Here is an 18,444-nt window from a genome sequence, read left to right on the forward strand (position 1 = left end):
CGTCGGCGCGAGGGGGGATCACCGGATCGTTGCCAAGGGGTGGCGATAGGGGGTGGCGAAGGGGGAGCCCGGCATCGCGACGCCGGGCCCGTCGGTCGCAGTCATTGGGGCGCGGTGGCTCGCCCCCTGGCCCCGCGGGCGGAGCGCCCGCGAGGTTCGGCTTCCCGGGTGAGGACGGGCCTACATGTTGAAGACGGGTTTGCCGTCCTTGCCCTTGATCTCCTTCCACGCGTCGTGGATCTGGCTGACGACGGTGTCGGGCAGCGGCACGTAGTCGAGGTCGACGGCGAGCTTGTCGCCGTTCTTGTAGGCCCAGTCGAAGAACTTCAGCACCTCGGCGGTGCGGGCCGCGTCGGCCGGGTCCTTGTGCACCAGGATGAAGGTGGCGGCGGTGATCGGCCAGGCGCCCTCGCCGCCCTCGTTGGTCAGCGAGATGCCGAAGCCGGGGGCGGCTTTCCAGTCGGCGCTGGCGGCGGCGGCCTGGAAGGCCTTGTCGTCGGGCTGCGGGAACTTGCCGGCCTTGTTCTGGATCAGGGCGTAGCTCAGCTTGTTCTGCTTGGCGTAGGCCGACTCGACGTAGCCGATGGCGTTCGGGACCTGCTTGACGGTGGCGGTGACGCCCTCGTTGCCCTTGCCGCCCTGGCCCACCGGCCAGCTGATCGTGGTGGCCGCGCCGTACTCCTTCTTCCAGGGCTCGGAGACCTGGGAGAGGTAGGTGGTGAAGATGTTGGTCGTGCCGGAGGCATCGGACCGGTAGACCGGGGTGATGTTGGCGTCGGGGAGCTTCAGCCCCTCGTTCAGCTTGGCGATCTTGGCGTCCGACCACTTGGCGATCTTGCCGGCGTAGATCTCGGCGATGACCTCGCCGGTGAGCTTCAGCTTGCCCGGCTCGACACCCGGGATATTCACCACGGTGACCACGCCGCCCATGACGGTCGGGAACTGGACGAGGCCGTCCTTCTCCAGGGCGGGGCCCTTCAGCGGCGCGTCGGTGGCGCCGAAATCGACGGTCTTGGCCTGGATCTGCTTGATGCCGCCGCCCGAGCCGATGGACTGGTAGTTCAGTCCGAGGCCGCTCTCCTTGCGATAGGCTTCGGCCCACTTGGAGTAGACCGGGAACGGGAAGGTGGCGCCGGCGCCGGTGATCTCGGCCGCCTGAGCGGGGGCGAGAGTGGCGAGGCCGAGGCCCACGAGGGCGGCGAGGGTCGTGAATTTCATCTGTGGTCTCCTTGAGGAGCGCGCATCGGCCCGGGCGCGGCGCCCGTGAGCCGTTGTGCACCGCGCCATACGGTCGGTTGGGCTAAGGCGGTATGACGATTGCGCGACAGTTCGATGACACGGGCCCCGGACAGGGGCGGACCGCCCGCGGCCGACGCGCTTTTCCGGGGAGGACGGGCCGGCGCTCGGTCCGCGTCGCCGCCTTGAATCGGGATTCGCGGGAGGCTATCGCCGGGGCCGAGGGCGAGTCGCTGCCGGTCGAGGCCTCGACCGGAACGGCGCGTCGCCGGGTGCGGACGTGCGGCGCCCGATTCCCGACCGTGCCTCGAGGGATGCGCCATGACCGAGATCCGCCCGCGCCGCAGCGTCCTGGCCATGCCGGGGTCGAATCCGCGCCTTCTCGTGAAGGCCCGCACCCTCCCCACCGACGTGGTGATGATCGACCTCGAGGACGGGGTGGCCCCCGAGACCCGCGCCGCGACGCGCGAGGCCGTGGCCCGCGCCGTGGCCGAGGGCGGCTTCGGCCCGCGCGAGGTGGTGGTGCGGATCAACGCCCTCGACACGCCCGACGGCGCGGACGACCTCGCCGCCATCGCGCCGGCCGGGCCGGACGCGATCGTGGTGCCGAAGGTGACGGGGGCCGACGCCCTGGTGGCGGTGGGCTCGCGCCTGCGCCGCCTCGGCGCCCCGGACCGGACCCGGACCTGGGCCATGATCGAGAGCCCGATGGCGATCCTGCACCTTGCCGAGATCGCCAGCTCGGCCCGGGACGTCGACACCCGGCTCGCCTGCCTCATGGTGGGGCCGAACGATCTGGCCAAGGCCAGCCGGCTGCGCCTCGGCGTGCCGGGCCGCCCCGCCCTGATGCCCTGGCTGATGAGCGTGATCGCGGCCGCGCGCGCCTACGAGATCGACGTCATCGACGGCATCTACAACGCGTTTCGCGATGCGCCCGGTTTCGCGGCCGAGTGCGCGCAGGGCCGCGATTGCGGCTTCGACGGCAAGATGCTGATCCATCCCGACCAGATCGCCCCGGCCAACGCCGCCTTCGGCCCCGAGGAGGCCGAGATCGCCTGGGCCCGGCGCATCCTCGCCGCCTTCGCCGAACCGGAGAACCGCACCCGCGGCGTCATCGGCCTCGACGGCCAGATGGTGGAGCGCCTGCACGCGGCCGAAGCCGCCCGCACCGTGGCCCTGGCCGACGCCATCGCGGCCCGGACGGCGTGAGCGCGGCCCTCGCCGTCGAGATCCGCCTCCTGGACGGCCGCCTCTCCGGCTGGGGCTTTCCGCGCTGGGGTTCGGCGGCCGCCGCGGGCCTCGACCTGCATGCCTGCCTCGACGCGCCGCTGGCGCTGGCGCCCCAGGGGCCGCCGGCCCTGATTCCGGCGGGCTTCAGCCTGGCCATCGGCGACCCGGGCTGGTGCGGCCTCGTCTTTCCGCGCTCCGGCCTCGGCCATCGCGAGGGCCTCGTCCTCGGCAACGGCACCGGCGTGATCGACGCCGATTACGAAGGGCCGCTGATGATCTCGGCCTGGAACCGCAATCCCGGCGGGACCGACCTGCGCATCGAGCCCGGCGACCGCATCGCCCAGCTCGTCTTCACCCGCGTGACCCGGCCGGCGCTCACGCTCCGCGACGCCTCGGACGCGGTGCCGCCCTCCGGGGAGGCCGGTGCGCGGGGCACCGGCGGGTTCGGTTCGACCGGGCGGCGCTAGGGCGCGCGCCTCAGACGATGCCGCTGCCTGCGAAGGGCCAGGGCCGGCCGAGCTCAGCGGCGACCTTCGCGGGCTCGTGGCCGACCGCGGCGACGGCGGCCTCGACGTCCTCGCGCGGCACCTCGAAGCGGCGGGCCCAGTAGGCCAGGGTCCAGGGCTCCGAGACGTTGACGGTGGCGGGCTCGTGGTCGTTGTCGGGGGTCGCGCTGCTGCTCATGGCGTGTCTCGCTGCTGTATCGGGTTCCTCCCTAACGCGCGGCCGGGCCGCCGGTGCGTTTTCGCGGCTCACCCGCCCCCGTGCCCCGCCCACCCAGCCCCGCGCAAGCCATCCTGCGTAGGTCCGCTGCATCGGATTCCACATTCCCATCGGAGGCGTTGAGCCTTGGGCGTTCTGATCGGCCTCGTCATCGCAATCGGCTGCATGCTCGGCGGCTTCGTCGCCATGGGCGGCCACCTCGTCGTGCTCTGGCAGCCCTGGGAGTTCGTCATCATCGGCGGCATGGGCGCCGGCACCTTCGTCATGGCCAACCCGATGAAGACGGTGGTCGATACGGGCAAGGCCAGCCTCGACGCGCTCACGGGCAAGGTGCCCAAGCGCAAGGACTACCTCGCCCTCCTCGGCCTGATGCACGCCCTGATCCGCGAGCTGAAGACCAAGCCCCGCAACGAGGTCGAGCCGCATCTCGACGACCCGGCCAATTCCGAGATCTTCAAGGCCTACCCGGACGTGGCCAAGAACGCCGACCTGGTGCTGTTCATCTGCGACTATGCCCGCCTGATCCTGATCGGCAACGCCCGCGCCCACGAGATCGAGGCGCTGATGGACGAGGAGATCAGCGGCTACCGCAAGGACCGCCTCAAGCCCTACGGCGCCGTGACCACGGTGGCCGAGGCGATGCCGGCGCTGGGCATCGTGGCGGCGGTGCTCGGCATCGTCAAGGCGATGGGCGCCCTCGACCAGTCGCCGCAGATCCTCGGCGGCCTCATCGGCGCCGCACTCGTGGGGACATTCTTCGGGGTGTTCATGTCCTACGGCGTGCTGGCCCCCTTCGCGATCAAGATCAAGACCATCCGCGAGAAGCAGAACCACGTCTACATCATCGTGAAGCAGAGCCTGATCGCCCACATGAGCGGAGCGGTGCCGCAGATCGCCGTCGAGCACGGGCGCAAGGGCATCTCGCTCGCCGATCGTCCCACCATCGACGAGGTCGAGAACGCCACCGTCACCGGCGGCGCCCAGCGGGAGGCCGCCTGAGCATGGACGGCCCCACCGGGAACGCCACCGACATCCGCGCCCGCCTGATCGAGGCCGGGGGCCTGTCCCTCGACCGCATGCCGATGCTGAACGTGGTGTTCGACCGGCTCACCTCGGGCTGCTCGGACAACCTGAAGCCCCTCGTCGCCTCGCCGGTCTACTTCGCCTTCAGCGGCTTCGCGAGCGGCCGCTTCGGCGAGATGCTCGACGCCTACGAGAACAACGCGGTGGCGGGCATCTTCCACGCCCCCGAATGGGACAGCCACATCCTCATCGGCCTCGACCGGGACTTCCTCTTCACCATGGTGGAGGCCCTGTTCGGCAGCGACGGGGCCGAGCCGCCGGTGGAGGACGAGCGCGCCTTCTCCAGCCTCGAGATCCGGCTCGCCCAGACCATCCTGGAACAGGTCGGCCGCGCGCTCGAATCGTCGTTCTCCCTGGTCTCCGCGACGCCGTTCCGCCTGGAGCGGACCGAGACCCGGATGGAGTTCGCCGTGATCGGGGGGCGCAACAACAAGGCGGTGGAGGCCAAGTTCACCATCCAGGCGCTCAACCGCGGCGGCGAGATGTTCCTCATCCTGCCCCAATCGGTCATCAACCCGATGCGGCCCGCCCTGTCCAAGGTGCTCACCGGCGACACGGCCGCCCGCGACCCGAAATGGACGCAGCAGATCGCCGCCGAGGTGCAGAAGGCGGAAGTCACCCTCCGGGCGGTGCTCGAGGAGCGCCTGCTGACGCTGGGCGAGATCGCCGACCTCAAGGTCGGCCAGATCATCGGCCTCGACGCCACGCCCTCGACCCGGGTGAAGCTCGAGGGCAACGACCGCCCGCTGTTCTGGTGCCACATGGGCCAGGCGCAGGGCTCCTACGTGCTGCGGGTCGACGAGGCCATCGCACAGGACAAGGAAGGCACACCCGATGACACCGTGGGTTGACACCATTCTCCTCGTGGCCCTCGTGGCGACGAGTGCCTGCGTGGTGCCGATGTACCTCAAGCTGAAGCGCCTCGACCGGACCCAGGCCGAGTACGGCCGCATCCTGACGCAGTCGGGCCAGGCCCTCGCCCAGGCGGGCGACGCGGTCCGCAACTTCAGCACCGAGGGACGCGAGATCCTGGAGGCCCTCGACCAGCGCATCGGCGAAGCGCGCCAGACCCTCGCCGAATTGGAGGCGAGCCGACGCGATCTTGCAGCCACACGCGCCCCCCAACTGGGCTGAGGCCGGCCGATCCGCTTGCGCCCCGGCCGCGTTTCCCCGATCCTTTCCCTTCCGCTGCCAGACGACTCTTCCCCTGACGTTCGATTGCAGCCCCTGACGAGCGGACGATGAGCAACAGCCCCTTCGACGATGCGGACCTCGCGTCCACCGGCACCGCCCCGGTCTTTCCGACCGTCTCGCCCAGCGTCGCGCCCGAGGGGTCGGCGGCCGGCGACGCGCGGATCGGCGATAGCCGCAACCTCGATTCGATCCTTCGCATCCCGGTGCTGATCCAGGTGGTCCTCGGCTCGGCGACGATGCCGGTGGCCAACCTGATGAAGCTCGGGCGCGGCGCCATCGTGCCCCTCGACCACCGGGTCGGAGAGCCCGTGGACGTCACGGTCAACGGCCGCGTCGTCGCCCGGGGCGAGATCGTCGTGGTCGAGGAGGACAATTCCCGCTTCGGGGTCTCCCTCACCGAGATCGTCGGCCCGGCCGATGCCGGCCAGAACGGCTGAGGGCGAACCCGTGGCGAGCGTGCCGATCCCCCACCGGACGCAGGGCGTCCACCGGCACCTCAACCCCGTGGACGAGGTCGCGGCGCTGCTGCTCGCCATGGGCAAGCCGGCGGCCGGTCGCCTGCTGAAGTACTTCGATCCCGAGGAGATCCGGCGCATCACGCGCTCGGCGACGCAGCTCGGCACCGTCAGCGCCCACCAGCTCGACGACATCGTGGAGATGTTCTCGCACGAATTCGCCGCCGACGGGCGCCTCGTCGGCACCGCGTCGGAGGTGGAGAAGCTCCTCACCGGCCTGCTCCCCGCCGACCAGGTGGCCGAGATCCTGGCCGACGTCCGGGGGGACGCCACGCGCTCGGTCTGGGAGCGCCTGACCACGGTCTCCGAGGGCGTGATCGCGAGCTACCTGATCAAGGAGCATCCCCAGACCGCGGCCCTCGTGCTGTCCCGCCTGAAGCCCGCGGCGGCCGCCAAGGTGATGGCCCACCTGCCCCAGCCCACCCGCAACACGGTGATGCGGCGGATGCTGAGCTTCAAGCCGGTCTGCGACGCGGTGATCGCCACCGTCGAGCGCGCCCTGCACGAGGACCTCCTCGCCAGCGGCGCCCGCAACGGCGGGGCCGACACCCACGCGAAGATGGCCGACATCATCAACAAGATGGAGCGGACCCAGATCGACGAGGTGCTCACCAGCCTGTCCGAGTCGCGCCCGAAATCCGTGGAGATCCTCAAGGGCCTGCTCTTCACCTTCGACGACATCGTGAAGCTCCAGCCCCGTGCCCGGACCACGCTGTTCGACGCCGTGCCCAACGACCGCCTGGTCCTGGCGCTCAAGGGCACCGACGCGGAGTTCCGCAGCGTCATCCTCGGCGCCCTCTCCGCCCGCGTCCGCCGCATGGTCGAGCACGAGCTGAACGGCGGCGAGCCGGCCGCGCAGAAGGACGTGACCGAGGCCCGCCGCAGCATCACCGACCTCGCCCTCGAGATGGCCGGGCGCGGCGAGTTGGAGATCAATTCCGGGGACGAGGTCGAGGCCCTCGTCCGCTAGGGACGGTGGCCCGACCCGGCGTGAGCGATGTCCGACGAGGATCAGGAGAGCAAGACCGAAGCCGCCACCGAGCGGAAGATCCGGGAGGCCGTCGAGAAGGGCAACGTCCCGTTCTCCCGGGAGGCCCCCATCTTCGCCTCGATCCTCGGCCTGCTCATCGCCCTCAGCTTCGTCGTGCGCGACGCGGTCACGCCCCTGATGCAGGCGCTCGCGCCCTTCTTCGACCATCCCCGCGACTTCGCCCTGGAGAACAATCAGGACGTCGCCCGGATTCTCGAAGGAACCGCGATGGCGGCCGCACGCTTCCTGATCCCGGTCGTGCTGATCCTCGGCCTCTGCGGCCTCGTCTCCGCCCTGATCCAGAACGTGCCGAGCCTCGTGGGCGAACGCATCCGCCCGCAATGGTCGCGCATCTCGCCGGCGGCGGGCTGGGGACGAATCTTCGGAAAAGCGGGTCAGCTCGAGTTCCTGAAATCGGTCCTTAAATTTTTAAGCATCAGTCTCGTCTGCCTGCTGCTCCTGCGCTCGGAGGGCAGCAAAGCCGTGAGTGCCATGTTCACCGACCCGAGCCAGATCCCGGACCTCATCCTCACCGTCTCGATCCGGCTCGTTTCCGTCGTCTGCATCGCCACCATCGTCATCGTGGCCGCCGACCTGGTCTGGTCGCGCCTGCGCTGGCAGCGCTCCCTGCGGATGTCGAAGCAGGACCTCAAGGACGAGCACAAGCAGACCGAGGGCGATCCCCTGGTGAAGAGCCGCCTGCGCTCCCTGGCCCAGGACCGCTCCCGCAAGCGCATGCTCGCCAATGTGAAGCAGGCCACCGTGGTCATCGCCAATCCGACGCACTACGCGATCGCGCTCCGGTATGCGCGCGACGAACAGCCCGCGCCTCTCGTTCTCGCCAAGGGAAAGGACCTCGTGGCGCTCCGCATCCGAGAAATCGCCGAGGCGAACGGCATTGCGGTCGTGGAAGACAAGCCTCTCGCAAGGTCCCTGTACGACAGTGTCGAGGTGGACCAGATGATTCCCGCGGAGTTCTACAGCGCAGTGGCTCAGATCCTGTTCTTCCTGTTCTCGAAGGCTCGCTGATGACCGAGGCGTCTTCCTCCCCCGGAGCCCTGTGCGTGGACGTCCCGGACGTGCTCGCCGATGCCGAGCGCGTCTTCGCCAACGCGATCCGGGACTTCATCGCGGAACTCTGCCTCCTCGACGGCGGCATCCTGATCGGCTGGGTGCAGGCCGCCCGGCACGGGAACATCGCCGACCTCGTCGCCTCCTCCGCCGAGCCGTTCTTCAAGGAAGCGACCATCGCGTACGCGGACGGGGCCGACGTCCGGTTCGACTGGGGCCGCTCGCTCACCGTGGTGCTCGACATGGAGTTCGTCACCGAACCCGTGACGGTGTTCTTCAAGCTCATCCTCGACGGCGTCTACGTGGGCGTCGCGATCCAGCGGATCCTGGCCGACCAGGGCCCGACCTTCTGCCTCGACGGCTTCGAGACGGCCCTCGCCGGGGCCCGCCTGACCCGCGCCGCCGCCTGAGCGGAGGCCGGGCGCACCGGCCCGATCGATCCGACCCGGCCGCGTCCTCGCAGCTCATCGCCCGCACCGCGACCGTTTGTCGACGCGCCGATCGCGCGATCACATCTGCGTGTGACCCGAACCTCATTGACGGCGCCGGCGATGCCCGACATTGCTAAATGATAGGCGATTCCCTCGGCCAGGCTGGACTTGAGGAGCGACGTGCAAGGCTCCGTACCGACCCCTGATTGTTTCGCTGTCCAGTTGTAACCCAGCATACCCCCGACCGTCGCAAGATCATCCGGAGATTGCCGATGTATGTCCTGGTCGACGAGCGGCCTTCGGTGAATTCCGGCTACAAGGCGAGCTTCGACCGCGAGGGCATCTCCTCCCTCGGCCTCGACCCGCAGGAATTCACCCACTGGTTCCAGTCTTCCTCCCGGGTCGACCGCGAGGCGATCCAGGGCTTCCTCCTGGGCGATTTCGAGGGCCGGGCGAAGTGCGCCACGCTGATCCGCAAGCTGTCGCGCGCCCCCATCATCGCCCTGAGCGACGTGCGCTCCCTCGACCAGACCCTGCAGCTCTTCGAGGCCGGCATCGACGACGTGCTGCCCAAGCCCGTCCATATCCGGGAGATCCTGGCACGCTCCGAGGCGATCTGGCGCCGGGTGAACGCGCAGGCCGGCCCGGTCCGCGAGGCGCCGCCCGAGCCCGAGCGCCTGAAGGTGCATTTCGATGGCCGCGATCCCGAGGTGGACGGCGCGGTGCTGCCCCTGCCGCGGCGCGAGCGCCACATCCTGGAGTGCCTGGTGCGCAACCGGGGCCGGCGGATGACCAAGTCGCAGATCTACAACATCGTCTACGGCGTCTACAGCAACGGCGTCGAGGAGAGCGTCATCGAGGGCCACGTCAGCAAGCTGCGCAAGAAGCTCAGCCAGCGCCTCGGCTACGACCCGATCGAGGCCAAGCGCTTCATGGGCTACACCTTCGTCGGCTGAGCCCCGCCTGCCGCGACGCCGATGCACAACGAAACGGGCCCACCGGGGCGGATCCTTCAGGGGATCGCCCGATGAGCCTGGGTTCGACGACCTCGGCGGATGGACCGCAGGGTCGCGGCGGTCGGTCTCTTCCTCAGAAGGAGCCCGTCGTTTCGACTTCGCTGCCGGCCAGCGCGCTCTGCGGGGCGGTGGCGGCCTTCGCGGGGGCGACGGGCTGAGGGGTGGTGGTCAGGTCGCTGAGAGTCCGCACCTGCTGGGTCTCGCGCGCCTGCTCACGGAACAGCGGGGGCGTCAGGTAGAGGGCCTCGCCCGCCATGGCCGCGCCGGTGGCGAAGGTGGCGGACGCGAGGACGGTCAAGGCGAAGAGGCGGGTCGCGCGCATCTGAAATCTCCGGTTTGGCTGGCGACGTGCCGGCCGTTGAGGAGATGAAACCACATTTTTGTGCGCTGCGACTTGCTCATTTTGCAACGCACCATAATGCGAAGGCCTCAGCGTCCGACCACTATAGCGCATGCTCCAGAGGAGGGTTCGGAGGCCTCGACGCTAAGAGCCATGTCTTCAGCGCATAGGCCTGAAATGGAAGATTTGGCCGCCCAAATTTAATTTTCGCGTCTCTCAATCGTATTTTGATGTTCTCAGGTGAGAAACAGCACATGCGCCGCGGTTCATCAGCATCCGCACCACCGATCGCGCGCCTGTGCTTGCAAGAGCGGCTCGCCGGCCGATCCCTGATCGGGCGCAGCCGTCGCCGTGATTCAGCGGCCCGCCCCTTGCGCGTCGTCCTCCCCAAACGCCGAGGGGCGGAGGAATCTATTTACCACATTCGCCCGCTCACGCAGCCGTGACGGCCGCAAGCCGGCGCGCCGGACGTTCCGTGTTCATGCACATGTCCCGGTCGGCTCTCCCCGCGCTACAGACCCTGGCGGCCCTGCCAGCCCGTGACGCCGATATGCTGCTGGGGTCCGCGGAACGGATGTGTCGCGCCCAATCAGGTCGGGAACAGCAGAAGGCCTTGCGGCGCATCGCCGTCTATCGCCGTGTCCTCGGCCTGCCGCCGTCGATGCAGCTGATGCAGGAGCGATGGGCGGCCTCCGCGTGAGGACGCGCCCGAGCCCCGGGACGGCTCAGGACCCTGCCGGCGGGGACGGCCCGTCGCCGGGCTCCGCCGTCGTGACCAGGGCCTCCGGGCGTTTGACCTCGATCTCCACGAAGGCGATCGGGTGGTCGGAGCCGTTCATCACGTCGTGCCGGATGCCGGCCGGGCGGGTATAGGCCTGGCCGGCCTCCAGGGCGCTGTCGGTGACCCGGTCGCCGTCGTGGACCCTGAGGGTTCCGGCCACCAGCATCACGACGAAGTAGGGCCATCCGTGCTCGTGCCAGCCGGTGACCGCGCCGGGCGCGAAATCCCACCGCGTGATGCGCACGGTTGCGTCGTCCTGCTGAAGGGTGGCGACCGCGGGGATGGTGCAGGCAAAGGCCATGGGCGTTCCTTCCTAAGCCGGGACGCTCGCAAAGTCGGCGCCACCTGGCGGCCCCCGGAGGCCGTCCAGGCCACAAGGGGGCTCGGACGGGGGCGTGGCGCGAGAGGAGGCTCCGACGGAGTCCCCAATGCGCGCGCGCCTTACTGGCAGAAGCTGCGCGCCCCCGGCGTCCAGGCGCCGAAGCCCGTGGCCACCATGTTGGTGATGACCCGGCAGACATACTGCTTCTGGGCCGGATTGTTGTTCGGACCCGCATGATAGCGCGCCACCGCCAGGGTCCAGCTGCCCTCGCGCGCCTTCAGCTGCTTCAGGAACAGGGTCGCGTACTCGACGTTCTGGCGCGGATCGATCATCGCCTCCAGGCTGGCGAACTTCTCGCGGTGATAGTGGTGGTTGATCTGCATACAGCCCAGGTCGACGAGCTTGATGCCGCTCGCCCGCGCCTGGGCGAGCTGGCTCATCACGTCGGCGGCGCTGGTGCCGAAATAGGCCCGGCCCTGGATGTTCATGGCATAGGGCTGCAGCGAGCCGCGCCGGCCGCTCTCCGTCAAGCCGACCGCGTAGAGGACGCCGAGCGGCACCCCGTGCTTGGCCGAGGCCCCCGCCATCTCCCGCTCGCAGATATTGGCCGAGGCCGGCAGCGCCGCAGCCTTTCCCGGCACCGGCGGGGCGCTGTTGGCCAGCGCCCCGCCCAGACCGGAGACGGCCAGGCCGGGGCTAGAGGTAAACGCCGCTGCGATCAGGGCTGCTCGAAACGCTCTCATGCATCCGCTCGTGAAGGTCGGAGGCGGCCGGATCGCCGCCCGGGGAGGACCGGCGCCCGGCCTGGTCCGGGGTGGGGCGGCCCTGGTTCGCACCGGACTCGCCCTGGCCCGGGAAGCCCTGTGCGCCCTGTCCCTGTTGCGAGCCTGGATTCCCCAATGCGCCCCGGCCGTCGGCCGGGGGCGACGCGACGGTGACGGTGACGCTCTCGGGCCGGTAGCCGCCCTGGCGCAGGAGATCGTTGAGGACCTCGCCGCCCTCGCGGAGCAGGCGCGCCGAGTCCTCGCGGCTGGCCTGAAGACTCATCTCGAGCTGGCCGTCGCGCAGGCGCATCCGCACCAGAACGGTGCCGAGGTCCGCCGGATGAAGCTGCAGCGTGAGGAGCTTCAGGGGGCCCTCCCCCGTCGGAGCCCCGGGCAGCGCGCCGGGGACGGCCCCGGCCGGTCCGCGCGGCAGCTCCGCCAGGACGGCGGCGGCCACCTGCTGGGCCGGCGCGGCGGCCGGGCCGGACAGGGACCCGGCCGGCAGGGTCAGGGGGGTGGACAGGTTCGCGTCGGCAACGCCCGGCAGGGCCGGCGCGAGGCTGCTCCGGGCCGCGCGCGCGGCCGCGGTGCCGGTCTCGGCGGACGCCGCCACCGGATCGACGCGCAGGATCGGAGAGGGTGTTGCGGGGGCCCGCTCGATCGCGCTCGGTCCCGCGCCGCCACGGACGGGATCGCGCGCGGGCATGACGGCGTCGCCCGAGAGCGATCCCGGCGCGCGCGCGGGGGCCGCCGCCGCGGTCGCGGAGACGAGGGCGCCCTGCGTCGGGGGCTGCGCCGGAAGGACGGGGGCGCCCGATGCGGGCAGGTTCGCCGGGCCGGTCGGCGGCGCGGCCGGGGTCGGGCCGACCGCAGCGGCGGCTTCGCCGGGAGCCAGGCCCCCCGCGGCGGCGGGCAAGCCCCCCGCGGCGGCGGGCAGGAGCGCCGCAGCATCGGGCAGGCCGGGCGCGCCCGGCGCCGGGACGGCCGCCCGCGATCCGCCGAGGAGGCTCGGAAGCACCGGCGCGAAGTGGGTCTCGCGCTGGAGCACGGCGATGCGGGTCCGCGCCTCGGCGCCCGCGGCCTGCGGCACGCGGCCGGCGGCGACCGGGTCCGTCGCAGCCAGCAGGTCCGCCCCCGGAAGCAGGTCCGCCCCGGCCAGCAGGTCCGTCCCGGCCGTCCCGGCCGGACCGTCCGGTCCGCCGGGCCGGGTCGCCGGGCCGCTGGCCACGGCCTGCCCCGGGGACTGGGCCGGCAAGGCGCGGGCCACCAGGGTCTCGAGGGTGATCGCCTGCGGCTTCGGCGCCGGGGCGCCGGCGGCGGGGGCGGCCGTCGGAACCACGAGGGCGAGCAGGGCCAGCGGATCGGTCTCCTCACCGGACGGGGCCGGGGCGGCCTCGTCGTCGCGGCGGCGGCCCGGCCGGTCGGCTTCCGGCGTGGGCGTCTCGTCCGCGTTGCGTCCTCCCCCGAGGGCGCCCAGCACGGCCCCGAAGGCATCGCGGGGCGCCTCCGGCGTCTCCGAGCCTGCGCCGCGGGGGCCGGGCGCGTCCGACAGGGCGCGGGGGCCGGGACTGGTGGCACCGAGGGTGTTCAACGCTCGCTCCTGCGCATGATCTCGTCGATGCGCCCGATGGCGTCCTGCGCCCGGGCAATGGATGGCGCGACCGGCAGGACGCGGGGACCCGTGGGGTCCGCCTGGACCGGGATCGGGGCGGGCGGCCCGGCCCGGATCTCCCGGGCGGTCGAGAGCGCGGCGTCCAAGAGGTCGCGGTCGGCGGAGTCCAGCACGGTGCGGTCGGTCATGCGCAGGGTCTCGACGGATTCGTCGAAGCGCCCCTCCACGACGAGGAGGGCCGCCGCGCGATAGAGGCGCGCGCGCACCGCCTCCGGCGAGCCGGGCTCCGCCAGGGTGACGCCGCGCTCGGCGGAGAACACCGCCGTGGTGGTCTTGCCCTGATCGAGGGCGGCCCGGGCGAGAAGGAGGTAGAGCTCGCGCCGCCCCTCGATCTCGATCTCGTCGAGCATGGCCTGGAGGCGGGCGAAGCGGACGTCGTCGCCGGCAAAGTCGAGTCGGGTGAGCGCGGCGGCGAAGCGCTGGCGGAAGTTGCCGGCATAGACCGAGTGGCGGAAGCGCCGCAGGTACTGCACCGCCAGGGTCTCGAATTTCGCCAGGTCGTTGGCCTGGGCCAGCACGAAGATCTCGCGGCGCAGCGCCCCCTCCTCCACCAGGGTGCCGGGGGCGAGCAGGCGCGCGAGGTCGAGGAGGCGGATCGACTGGGTGGGATCGTCGCGCACCACCAGGGCGGATTGCGCCAGGGCGAGCTGCGCGCCGAGACTCACCGGCACGACCAGCGGGTCGATCTTCACCAGGAGGGCGCGGGCCTCCTTCTCGCGTCCCTCGAGATAGGCGAGCGCGCCGAACACCACCGGCCGCTCGGCCTCCGGCACCTTGCCCGAGGCGACGAGGTGGCGCAGCAGCCCCGGGCCGCCGCCGCCGAGCCCGAAGGTCACCGCCGCGTGCACGCTGACGGGGTCGGCCCAGGTCTCGGGATCGAGGCCGAGCATGCGCGATTCGGCCAGGGACAGAAAGGCGCGCTGGCCCTGATGGGCCTGGGCCGAGCCCTGGGCGATCCGGTCCTGGAGCAGTTGCAGCGTGCGCACCAGCTCCACCGGAACCGGGCGCGGGGCCACGGGCAGGGGCTCGATCGGGGCGGCCGGGGCGGCGCCGTGATCGCTTCCGCCGTGATCCCCCGCGCCGTGGGAGTCCGCCCCCCAGGCGGCCGGGACGAAGCCCAGGCCGGCGAGCAGGACGCAGGCGATCCGCGCGCGGCGCATCCCGGCGGCCCGCATCACTCGGGCCGCGCCCGCAGCAGGATCTCGATGCGCCGGTTCTCGGCCGCCTTCGGATCGGCGGGGTTGCGCGGCTGACGGTCGGCATAGCCCTCGATGCGTTCCAGGCGTGCGTCGGGCACGCCGCCGCGCACGAGCATGTAGGAGGCCATCTGTGCCCGGGCCGAGGACAGCCGCCAGTTGTCGTAGACCTCCGAGCGGAAGGGGCGCGCATCGGTGTGGCCGCGCACGACGATCCGGCCGGGCCGGTCCTTGAGGATGCGGGCGACCTGCTCCAGGGCCCGCACCACCTTGGCCTGCGGCTCGGCCGAACCGACGCTGAACATCGCGAAGTTCACCTCGTCGGTGAGGCTGATGAGGATGCCCTCGCCGGTGCGGCGGACCTCCGTGCGGGGCGCCGGCGCGCCGCCCTGCATCGGCAGCACCTTGGCGATCTCGGCCCTGATCTCGGCCAGCGTCGCGGTCTCGGCGGCATCGGCCGCCTGCCGGGCCTCCTCGGCCGCCCGGGCCTCCGCGGACCTGGCTTCCGCGGCCGCCTTCTCGGCGGCCGACTTGGCCTCGGCCGCAGCCTTCGCGTCCTTGTTCGCGTCCTTGGGCGCCTCGGTCTTGGGCGCCTCAGTCTTAGGCGCCTCAGCCTTGGCCAGGAGCGCCATCACCCTGGCGTCCGTCTCGCCCGGCAGGGCCGAGGCGACCTTGATCGCGGCCGGCTTCGCCCCGGGGGCGGCCGCGCGCACGTCGGGGCGCGCCTCCTGCGGCAGGGGGGTCACCGTCCCGGTGGACCCGGCCTGCTCGGTGCGTGTCTTGGCGAGGGGCGCCACCTGCCAGTAGAGCGGATCGAAGGGATCGCGGGCGGCCTCGCCGCCCTTGATGCCGGGCTCGCCGGTCTCGGTCACGACCGCGTCGGCCGAGGCCGTCTCCGGGCCGGGCTCGAGCTCGGCGGCGAGCTTGGCCAGGACCGCGTAGGGGTCCTGGAACAGGGCCGCCTCGCGGGCGCGGCTGCCCGGCGGCCCGGAGGCGCTCTTGCCGTCGGTCTTGGCGTCCGACTTGGCGTCGGACTGGCCGCCCTTGCCGTCGGCGCTGCTGTCGCCGGTTCCGCCGTCGGGCTTGCCCTCCTCCGGCGTGGGCTCGCCGGGCTTGTTCTGGGGATCGCGCAGGCCCTTGCGATCGAAGCTCACGTCGGCGAGCTTCACCGGGTTGAAGTACTCGGCGATGGCCGACTTCGTCTCCTTGGTGGTGGAGCCGATCAGCCACAGCACCAGGAACAGCGCCATCATGGCGGTCATGAAGTCGGCGAGCGCGATCTTCCAGGCACCGCCGTGGTGACCGTCCTCGTGGTCGCCGTGGCGCCGGATGATGATGATCTCGTGGTGGCCCTCGTCCGCCATCGGGTCAGGCTCCCTGGACCGCGGCGGTCATGAGGCGGCCCCAGGCGCCGAGCTGGGTCTCGATCACGGTCTGGTCGGCCTGCACCGTGACGTCCACGGCCTCGGAGGGCTGGAACGCGAGGGTGGCCTCGAAGAGGCCGAGCTTGCCCGCCACCGCGTCGAGGAGGTCGGCCGGTCCGCTCACCCGCACGGGCGCGCGGGCCTCGCCGAGGATGCGGGCGAGGCTCTGGGCCAGCTCGTCGACGGCCTGGCGGCGCAGGGCCTCGGTGAGCACGGGCACGAGGAGATGCCCCACCCGGTCGGTGAGTCCGGCGCCGAGGGCCTGGAGCGCGTCGGCGAAGCCGGCCGCGAGGCGGTCGCCCTCTTCCACGCACCAGGCCTGGCGCGTCTCGGTGAGGCGGGCCGCGTGATCGGCCTGCAGGCAGGCGATCACCGAGGCGGACTCGGCGGCAGCTTCCGCCCGACCGAGTTCGCGTCCGCGCTCCAGGCCCCGGGCCTCGGCGGCGCGGAGCAGGGCCTCGCGGTCCTCGGGCGGTTCCACGGGCTTGCGCAGGAGGGCCGCGAGCCCTTCGGAGGGACGGGGCGCGGCGGTGTGGGGCGCGGGGGCGCCGCGCACCGGCACCACGGCGTCGGAGAAGTCGGGCAGGAGGCGGGCGATCGCGGGGGCCATCACGCGGCCTCACGCAGCAGCCAGCGCTTCAGGATCTCGGCGGCCTGCGCCTCGTCGGCCTCGATCATCTGCTCAAGTCTCTTCTGCGGCGAACGGTTCAGCTTCTCGGTGAGGTCCTCGATCATGCTGGCGACCGGGCTCTGGCCGGGGGCCGCGAGGCTCGCGACGGCGTCCGGATCGGCGCCGAGGGCGGCGTTGGGACCCGCGAGCGCCGCGTTCGGCGCGGCCGCCGCGAGGGCCTGGGCCTCCGCCGCCGCGGCCAGGGCGCGGGCCTCCTCCTGCTGGGCGGCCGGGATCTCCAGGATGGCCCGCATGGCGGGGCGCAGGCCGAACCAGATCAGCAGGCCGGCGACCAGCAGGATGGTGCCGGCGTTGATGAGGGTCGCCGACTGGCGCATCAGCACGTCGGTGAGGCTGAGGGGGGCCACCGGCTCCAGGGGCTGCCCGTCATTGACGAAGCCGACGGCGGCGACCTTGACGTTGTCGCCGCGCTCCTTGTTGAAGCCCGCGGCCGAGCCGACGAGTTGCTCGATCTCGGCGACCTGCGCGTCGATGGCGGCCTTGCTGGCATCCGGCCCGGCCAGGGCGGCGAGGCGGGCGCGGTTGACGAGGACCGCCACCGAGATGTGCTTGATGTTGTAGCCGTCGCTCACCGTCTGGATCGTCTTCGAGGAGATCTCGTAGTTCGTCAGATCCTCGCGCTTCTGCGTCTCGTTGCTGGCGGTGTCGCCGCCATCCGAGCGGGCGCGCTGGTCGGGCAGGTTCGCCTGCGCGGTGGTGGGCCGCTGGCCGGCGTTGCGGTTCTGCGAGTTCTCGGTCTCGCGCACGGCCCGGGTCGAGCGCTCGACGCGCTGGTCGGGATTGAAGATCGTCTCGTTCTGCACCGTCTTGTCGGTGTTCAGGCGCGCCGCGACGCTGACCTCGAAGTTGCCGACGCCGAGATAGGGGGTCAGCGTCCGGCGGATGTTGTCCTGGACCTCGTGGCCGATGGTCTTCTCCAGGGTCGCCATCTTGCCGGTGGGCACCGCGTTGGCATCGTCCCCGGAGAGCAGGAGCGAACCGTCCGAGCCGATCACGGTGACGCGGTCGGGCTTCATGCCGGGCACCGCGGAGGCGACGAGGTGACGGATCGACTGGGCGCCGCTGACGTCGTCGGCGGGCTCGGTCCGCACCACCACGGAGGCGGAGGGGGGCTGCTGGTCGCGGCGGAACGAGCCCCGGTCGGGCAGCACGATGTGGACCCGGGCGGCCTTCACGCCCTTCATGCCCTGGATGGTGCGGGCGATCTCGCCCTCCAGGGCGCGCACGCGGGTCACCTCCTGCATGAACGAGGTCATGCCCAGCGAGCCGAGGTCGTTGAACAGCTCGTAGCCGGACTTGGCGCTCTGCGGCAGGCCCTTCTCGGCGAGCAGCATCCGGGCCTGGGCGGTGTGGCCGTAGGCGACGAGCACCGCCGCGCCGTCGGCGCTGACGTCGAAGGGGATGTTGGCGTCCTTCAGGACGCTGCCGATGCGCCCGACATCCTCGCGGCTCAGGCCCGTATAGAGCGGCTCCTGGGCCGGGCGGCTCAGGTAATAGGCGCCGAGGCCGACGGCGAGGAACACGACCACGCCGATGAGCGACAGGGCGGCGATGCGCCGTCCGCCGAGGGCGAGGATGTTGTTCCAGAGCCGTTCGGCGTGCTGAAGACCGGACATTCGGTGGGCTGCTCCGCTTCGGATCCGCGATCCGATCCCGTCCTGTCGCCCGCCAGCCTTGCGCGGAGATTGCGTCGCGACGCGCCGGGCGGCCCGCGCCGCCGAAGCG

General features: G+C 71.6%; 21 protein-coding genes. 11 read left to right on the plus strand and 10 right to left on the minus strand.

Features of this window, described 5'->3' with window-relative positions; genetic code table 11:
• Positions 1-180: 180 nt before the first annotated feature.
• The gene (pstS, locus tag ASF18_RS03615) at positions 181-1,218 is read right to left on the minus strand and encodes a phosphate ABC transporter substrate-binding protein PstS (RefSeq protein ID WP_056213297.1); all 1,038 of its coding nucleotides are present in this window, start codon (positions 1,216-1,218) and stop codon (positions 181-183) included.
• A gap of 339 nt (positions 1,219-1,557) precedes the next feature.
• Here pstS and ASF18_RS03620 point away from each other — a divergent pair, with 339 nt between their 5' ends.
• Entirely contained in the window at positions 1,558-2,445 is an 888-nt protein-coding gene (locus ASF18_RS03620; RefSeq protein ID WP_056349592.1) for a CoA ester lyase, read from the plus strand.
• The gene (dut, locus tag ASF18_RS03625) at positions 2,442-2,933 is read left to right on the plus strand and encodes a dUTP diphosphatase (RefSeq protein WP_056213292.1); all 492 of its coding nucleotides are present in this window, start codon (positions 2,442-2,444) and stop codon (positions 2,931-2,933) included. Before ASF18_RS03620 ends, dut begins: the two co-directional genes overlap by 4 nt.
• Positions 2,934-2,943: 10 nt before the next feature.
• Here the strand turns inward: dut and ASF18_RS03630 are convergent, their stop codons facing one another.
• Positions 2,944-3,150, minus strand: coding sequence for a DUF3606 domain-containing protein (locus ASF18_RS03630; RefSeq protein WP_056213289.1), 207 nt, complete (start codon positions 3,148-3,150; stop codon positions 2,944-2,946).
• A gap of 165 nt (positions 3,151-3,315) precedes the next feature.
• On the opposite strand from ASF18_RS03630, the gene motA reads away from it, so the two are divergent.
• The 8 genes from motA to ASF18_RS03670 all read left to right on the plus strand — a co-directional run bounded on the left by motA (position 3,316) and on the right by ASF18_RS03670 (position 9,469).
• Positions 3,316-4,188 (plus strand): flagellar motor stator protein MotA, encoded by an 873-nt coding sequence (motA, locus tag ASF18_RS03635; protein ID WP_056349595.1) that lies wholly within the window; start codon positions 3,316-3,318, stop codon positions 4,186-4,188.
• 2 nt (positions 4,189-4,190) lie between these two features.
• Entirely contained in the window at positions 4,191-5,123 is a 933-nt protein-coding gene (locus tag ASF18_RS03640; protein ID WP_056213285.1) for a FliM/FliN family flagellar motor switch protein, read from the plus strand.
• Positions 5,107-5,406, plus strand: a complete 300-nt coding sequence (locus ASF18_RS03645; RefSeq protein ID WP_056213282.1) for a hypothetical protein — start codon at positions 5,107-5,109, stop codon at positions 5,404-5,406. Before ASF18_RS03640 ends, ASF18_RS03645 begins: the two co-directional genes overlap by 17 nt.
• A 107-nt stretch (positions 5,407-5,513) precedes the next feature.
• Entirely contained in the window at positions 5,514-5,903 is a 390-nt protein-coding gene (gene fliN / locus ASF18_RS03650; RefSeq protein WP_056349599.1) for a flagellar motor switch protein FliN, read from the plus strand.
• A 19-nt stretch (positions 5,904-5,922) separates the two neighbouring features.
• On the plus strand, positions 5,923-6,951 hold the full coding sequence (locus tag ASF18_RS03655) for a flagellar motor switch protein FliG (protein ID WP_244472559.1): 1,029 nt from the start codon (positions 5,923-5,925) through the stop codon (positions 6,949-6,951).
• A gap of 27 nt (positions 6,952-6,978) precedes the next feature.
• A complete protein-coding gene (gene flhB / locus ASF18_RS03660) occupies positions 6,979-8,040 on the plus strand; it encodes a flagellar biosynthesis protein FlhB (RefSeq protein WP_056213279.1) in 1,062 nt (353 codons plus the stop codon).
• The gene (locus tag ASF18_RS03665) at positions 8,040-8,492 is read left to right on the plus strand and encodes a hypothetical protein (protein ID WP_056213276.1); all 453 of its coding nucleotides are present in this window, start codon (positions 8,040-8,042) and stop codon (positions 8,490-8,492) included. The genes flhB and ASF18_RS03665 overlap by 1 nt, the downstream gene beginning before the upstream one ends.
• A gap of 293 nt (positions 8,493-8,785) precedes the next feature.
• The gene (locus tag ASF18_RS03670) at positions 8,786-9,469 is read left to right on the plus strand and encodes a response regulator transcription factor (RefSeq protein WP_056349601.1); all 684 of its coding nucleotides are present in this window, start codon (positions 8,786-8,788) and stop codon (positions 9,467-9,469) included.
• A gap of 133 nt (positions 9,470-9,602) precedes the next feature.
• On the opposite strand, the gene ASF18_RS03675 is transcribed toward ASF18_RS03670, so the two are convergent.
• Positions 9,603-9,851, minus strand: a complete 249-nt coding sequence (locus ASF18_RS03675) for a hypothetical protein (RefSeq protein WP_082487035.1) — start codon at positions 9,849-9,851, stop codon at positions 9,603-9,605.
• Positions 9,852-10,344: 493 nt separating this feature from the next.
• On the opposite strand from ASF18_RS03675, the gene ASF18_RS03680 reads away from it, so the two are divergent.
• A complete protein-coding gene (locus tag ASF18_RS03680; RefSeq protein WP_056349604.1) occupies positions 10,345-10,569 on the plus strand; it encodes a hypothetical protein in 225 nt (74 codons plus the stop codon).
• Between the two features lie 25 nt (positions 10,570-10,594).
• On the opposite strand, the gene ASF18_RS03685 is transcribed toward ASF18_RS03680, so the two are convergent.
• The 7 genes from ASF18_RS03685 to fliF form a co-directional block, all read right to left on the minus strand.
• On the minus strand, positions 10,595-10,951 hold the full coding sequence (locus tag ASF18_RS03685) for a cupin domain-containing protein (RefSeq protein ID WP_056349607.1): 357 nt from the start codon (positions 10,949-10,951) through the stop codon (positions 10,595-10,597).
• Between the two features lie 140 nt (positions 10,952-11,091).
• The gene (locus tag ASF18_RS03690) at positions 11,092-11,715 is read right to left on the minus strand and encodes a transglycosylase SLT domain-containing protein (RefSeq protein WP_082487038.1); all 624 of its coding nucleotides are present in this window, start codon (positions 11,713-11,715) and stop codon (positions 11,092-11,094) included.
• Entirely contained in the window at positions 11,669-13,327 is a 1,659-nt protein-coding gene (locus ASF18_RS03695) for a flagellar hook-length control protein FliK (protein ID WP_056349610.1), read from the minus strand. The genes ASF18_RS03690 and ASF18_RS03695 overlap by 47 nt, the downstream gene beginning before the upstream one ends.
• Positions 13,324-14,568, minus strand: a complete 1,245-nt coding sequence (locus ASF18_RS03700) for a chemotaxis protein MotC (protein ID WP_244472560.1) — start codon at positions 14,566-14,568, stop codon at positions 13,324-13,326. The genes ASF18_RS03695 and ASF18_RS03700 overlap by 4 nt, the downstream gene beginning before the upstream one ends.
• 14 nt (positions 14,569-14,582) lie before the next feature.
• Positions 14,583-15,968 (minus strand): MotB family protein, encoded by a 1,386-nt coding sequence (locus tag ASF18_RS03705; protein WP_056349613.1) that lies wholly within the window; start codon positions 15,966-15,968, stop codon positions 14,583-14,585.
• 4 nt (positions 15,969-15,972) lie between these two features.
• Positions 15,973-16,638, minus strand: coding sequence for a hypothetical protein (locus ASF18_RS03710; protein ID WP_056349616.1), 666 nt, complete (start codon positions 16,636-16,638; stop codon positions 15,973-15,975).
• Complete coding sequence (gene fliF / locus ASF18_RS03715; RefSeq protein WP_056277209.1) at positions 16,638-18,335, minus strand: flagellar basal-body MS-ring/collar protein FliF; 1,698 nt, start codon at positions 18,333-18,335, stop codon at positions 16,638-16,640. Before fliF ends, ASF18_RS03710 begins: the two co-directional genes overlap by 1 nt.
• Between the last annotated feature and the right edge of the window lie 109 nt (positions 18,336-18,444).

This window comes from Methylobacterium sp. Leaf89 (assembly GCF_001422215.1).
Taxonomy (GTDB): domain Bacteria; phylum Pseudomonadota; class Alphaproteobacteria; order Rhizobiales; family Beijerinckiaceae; genus Methylobacterium.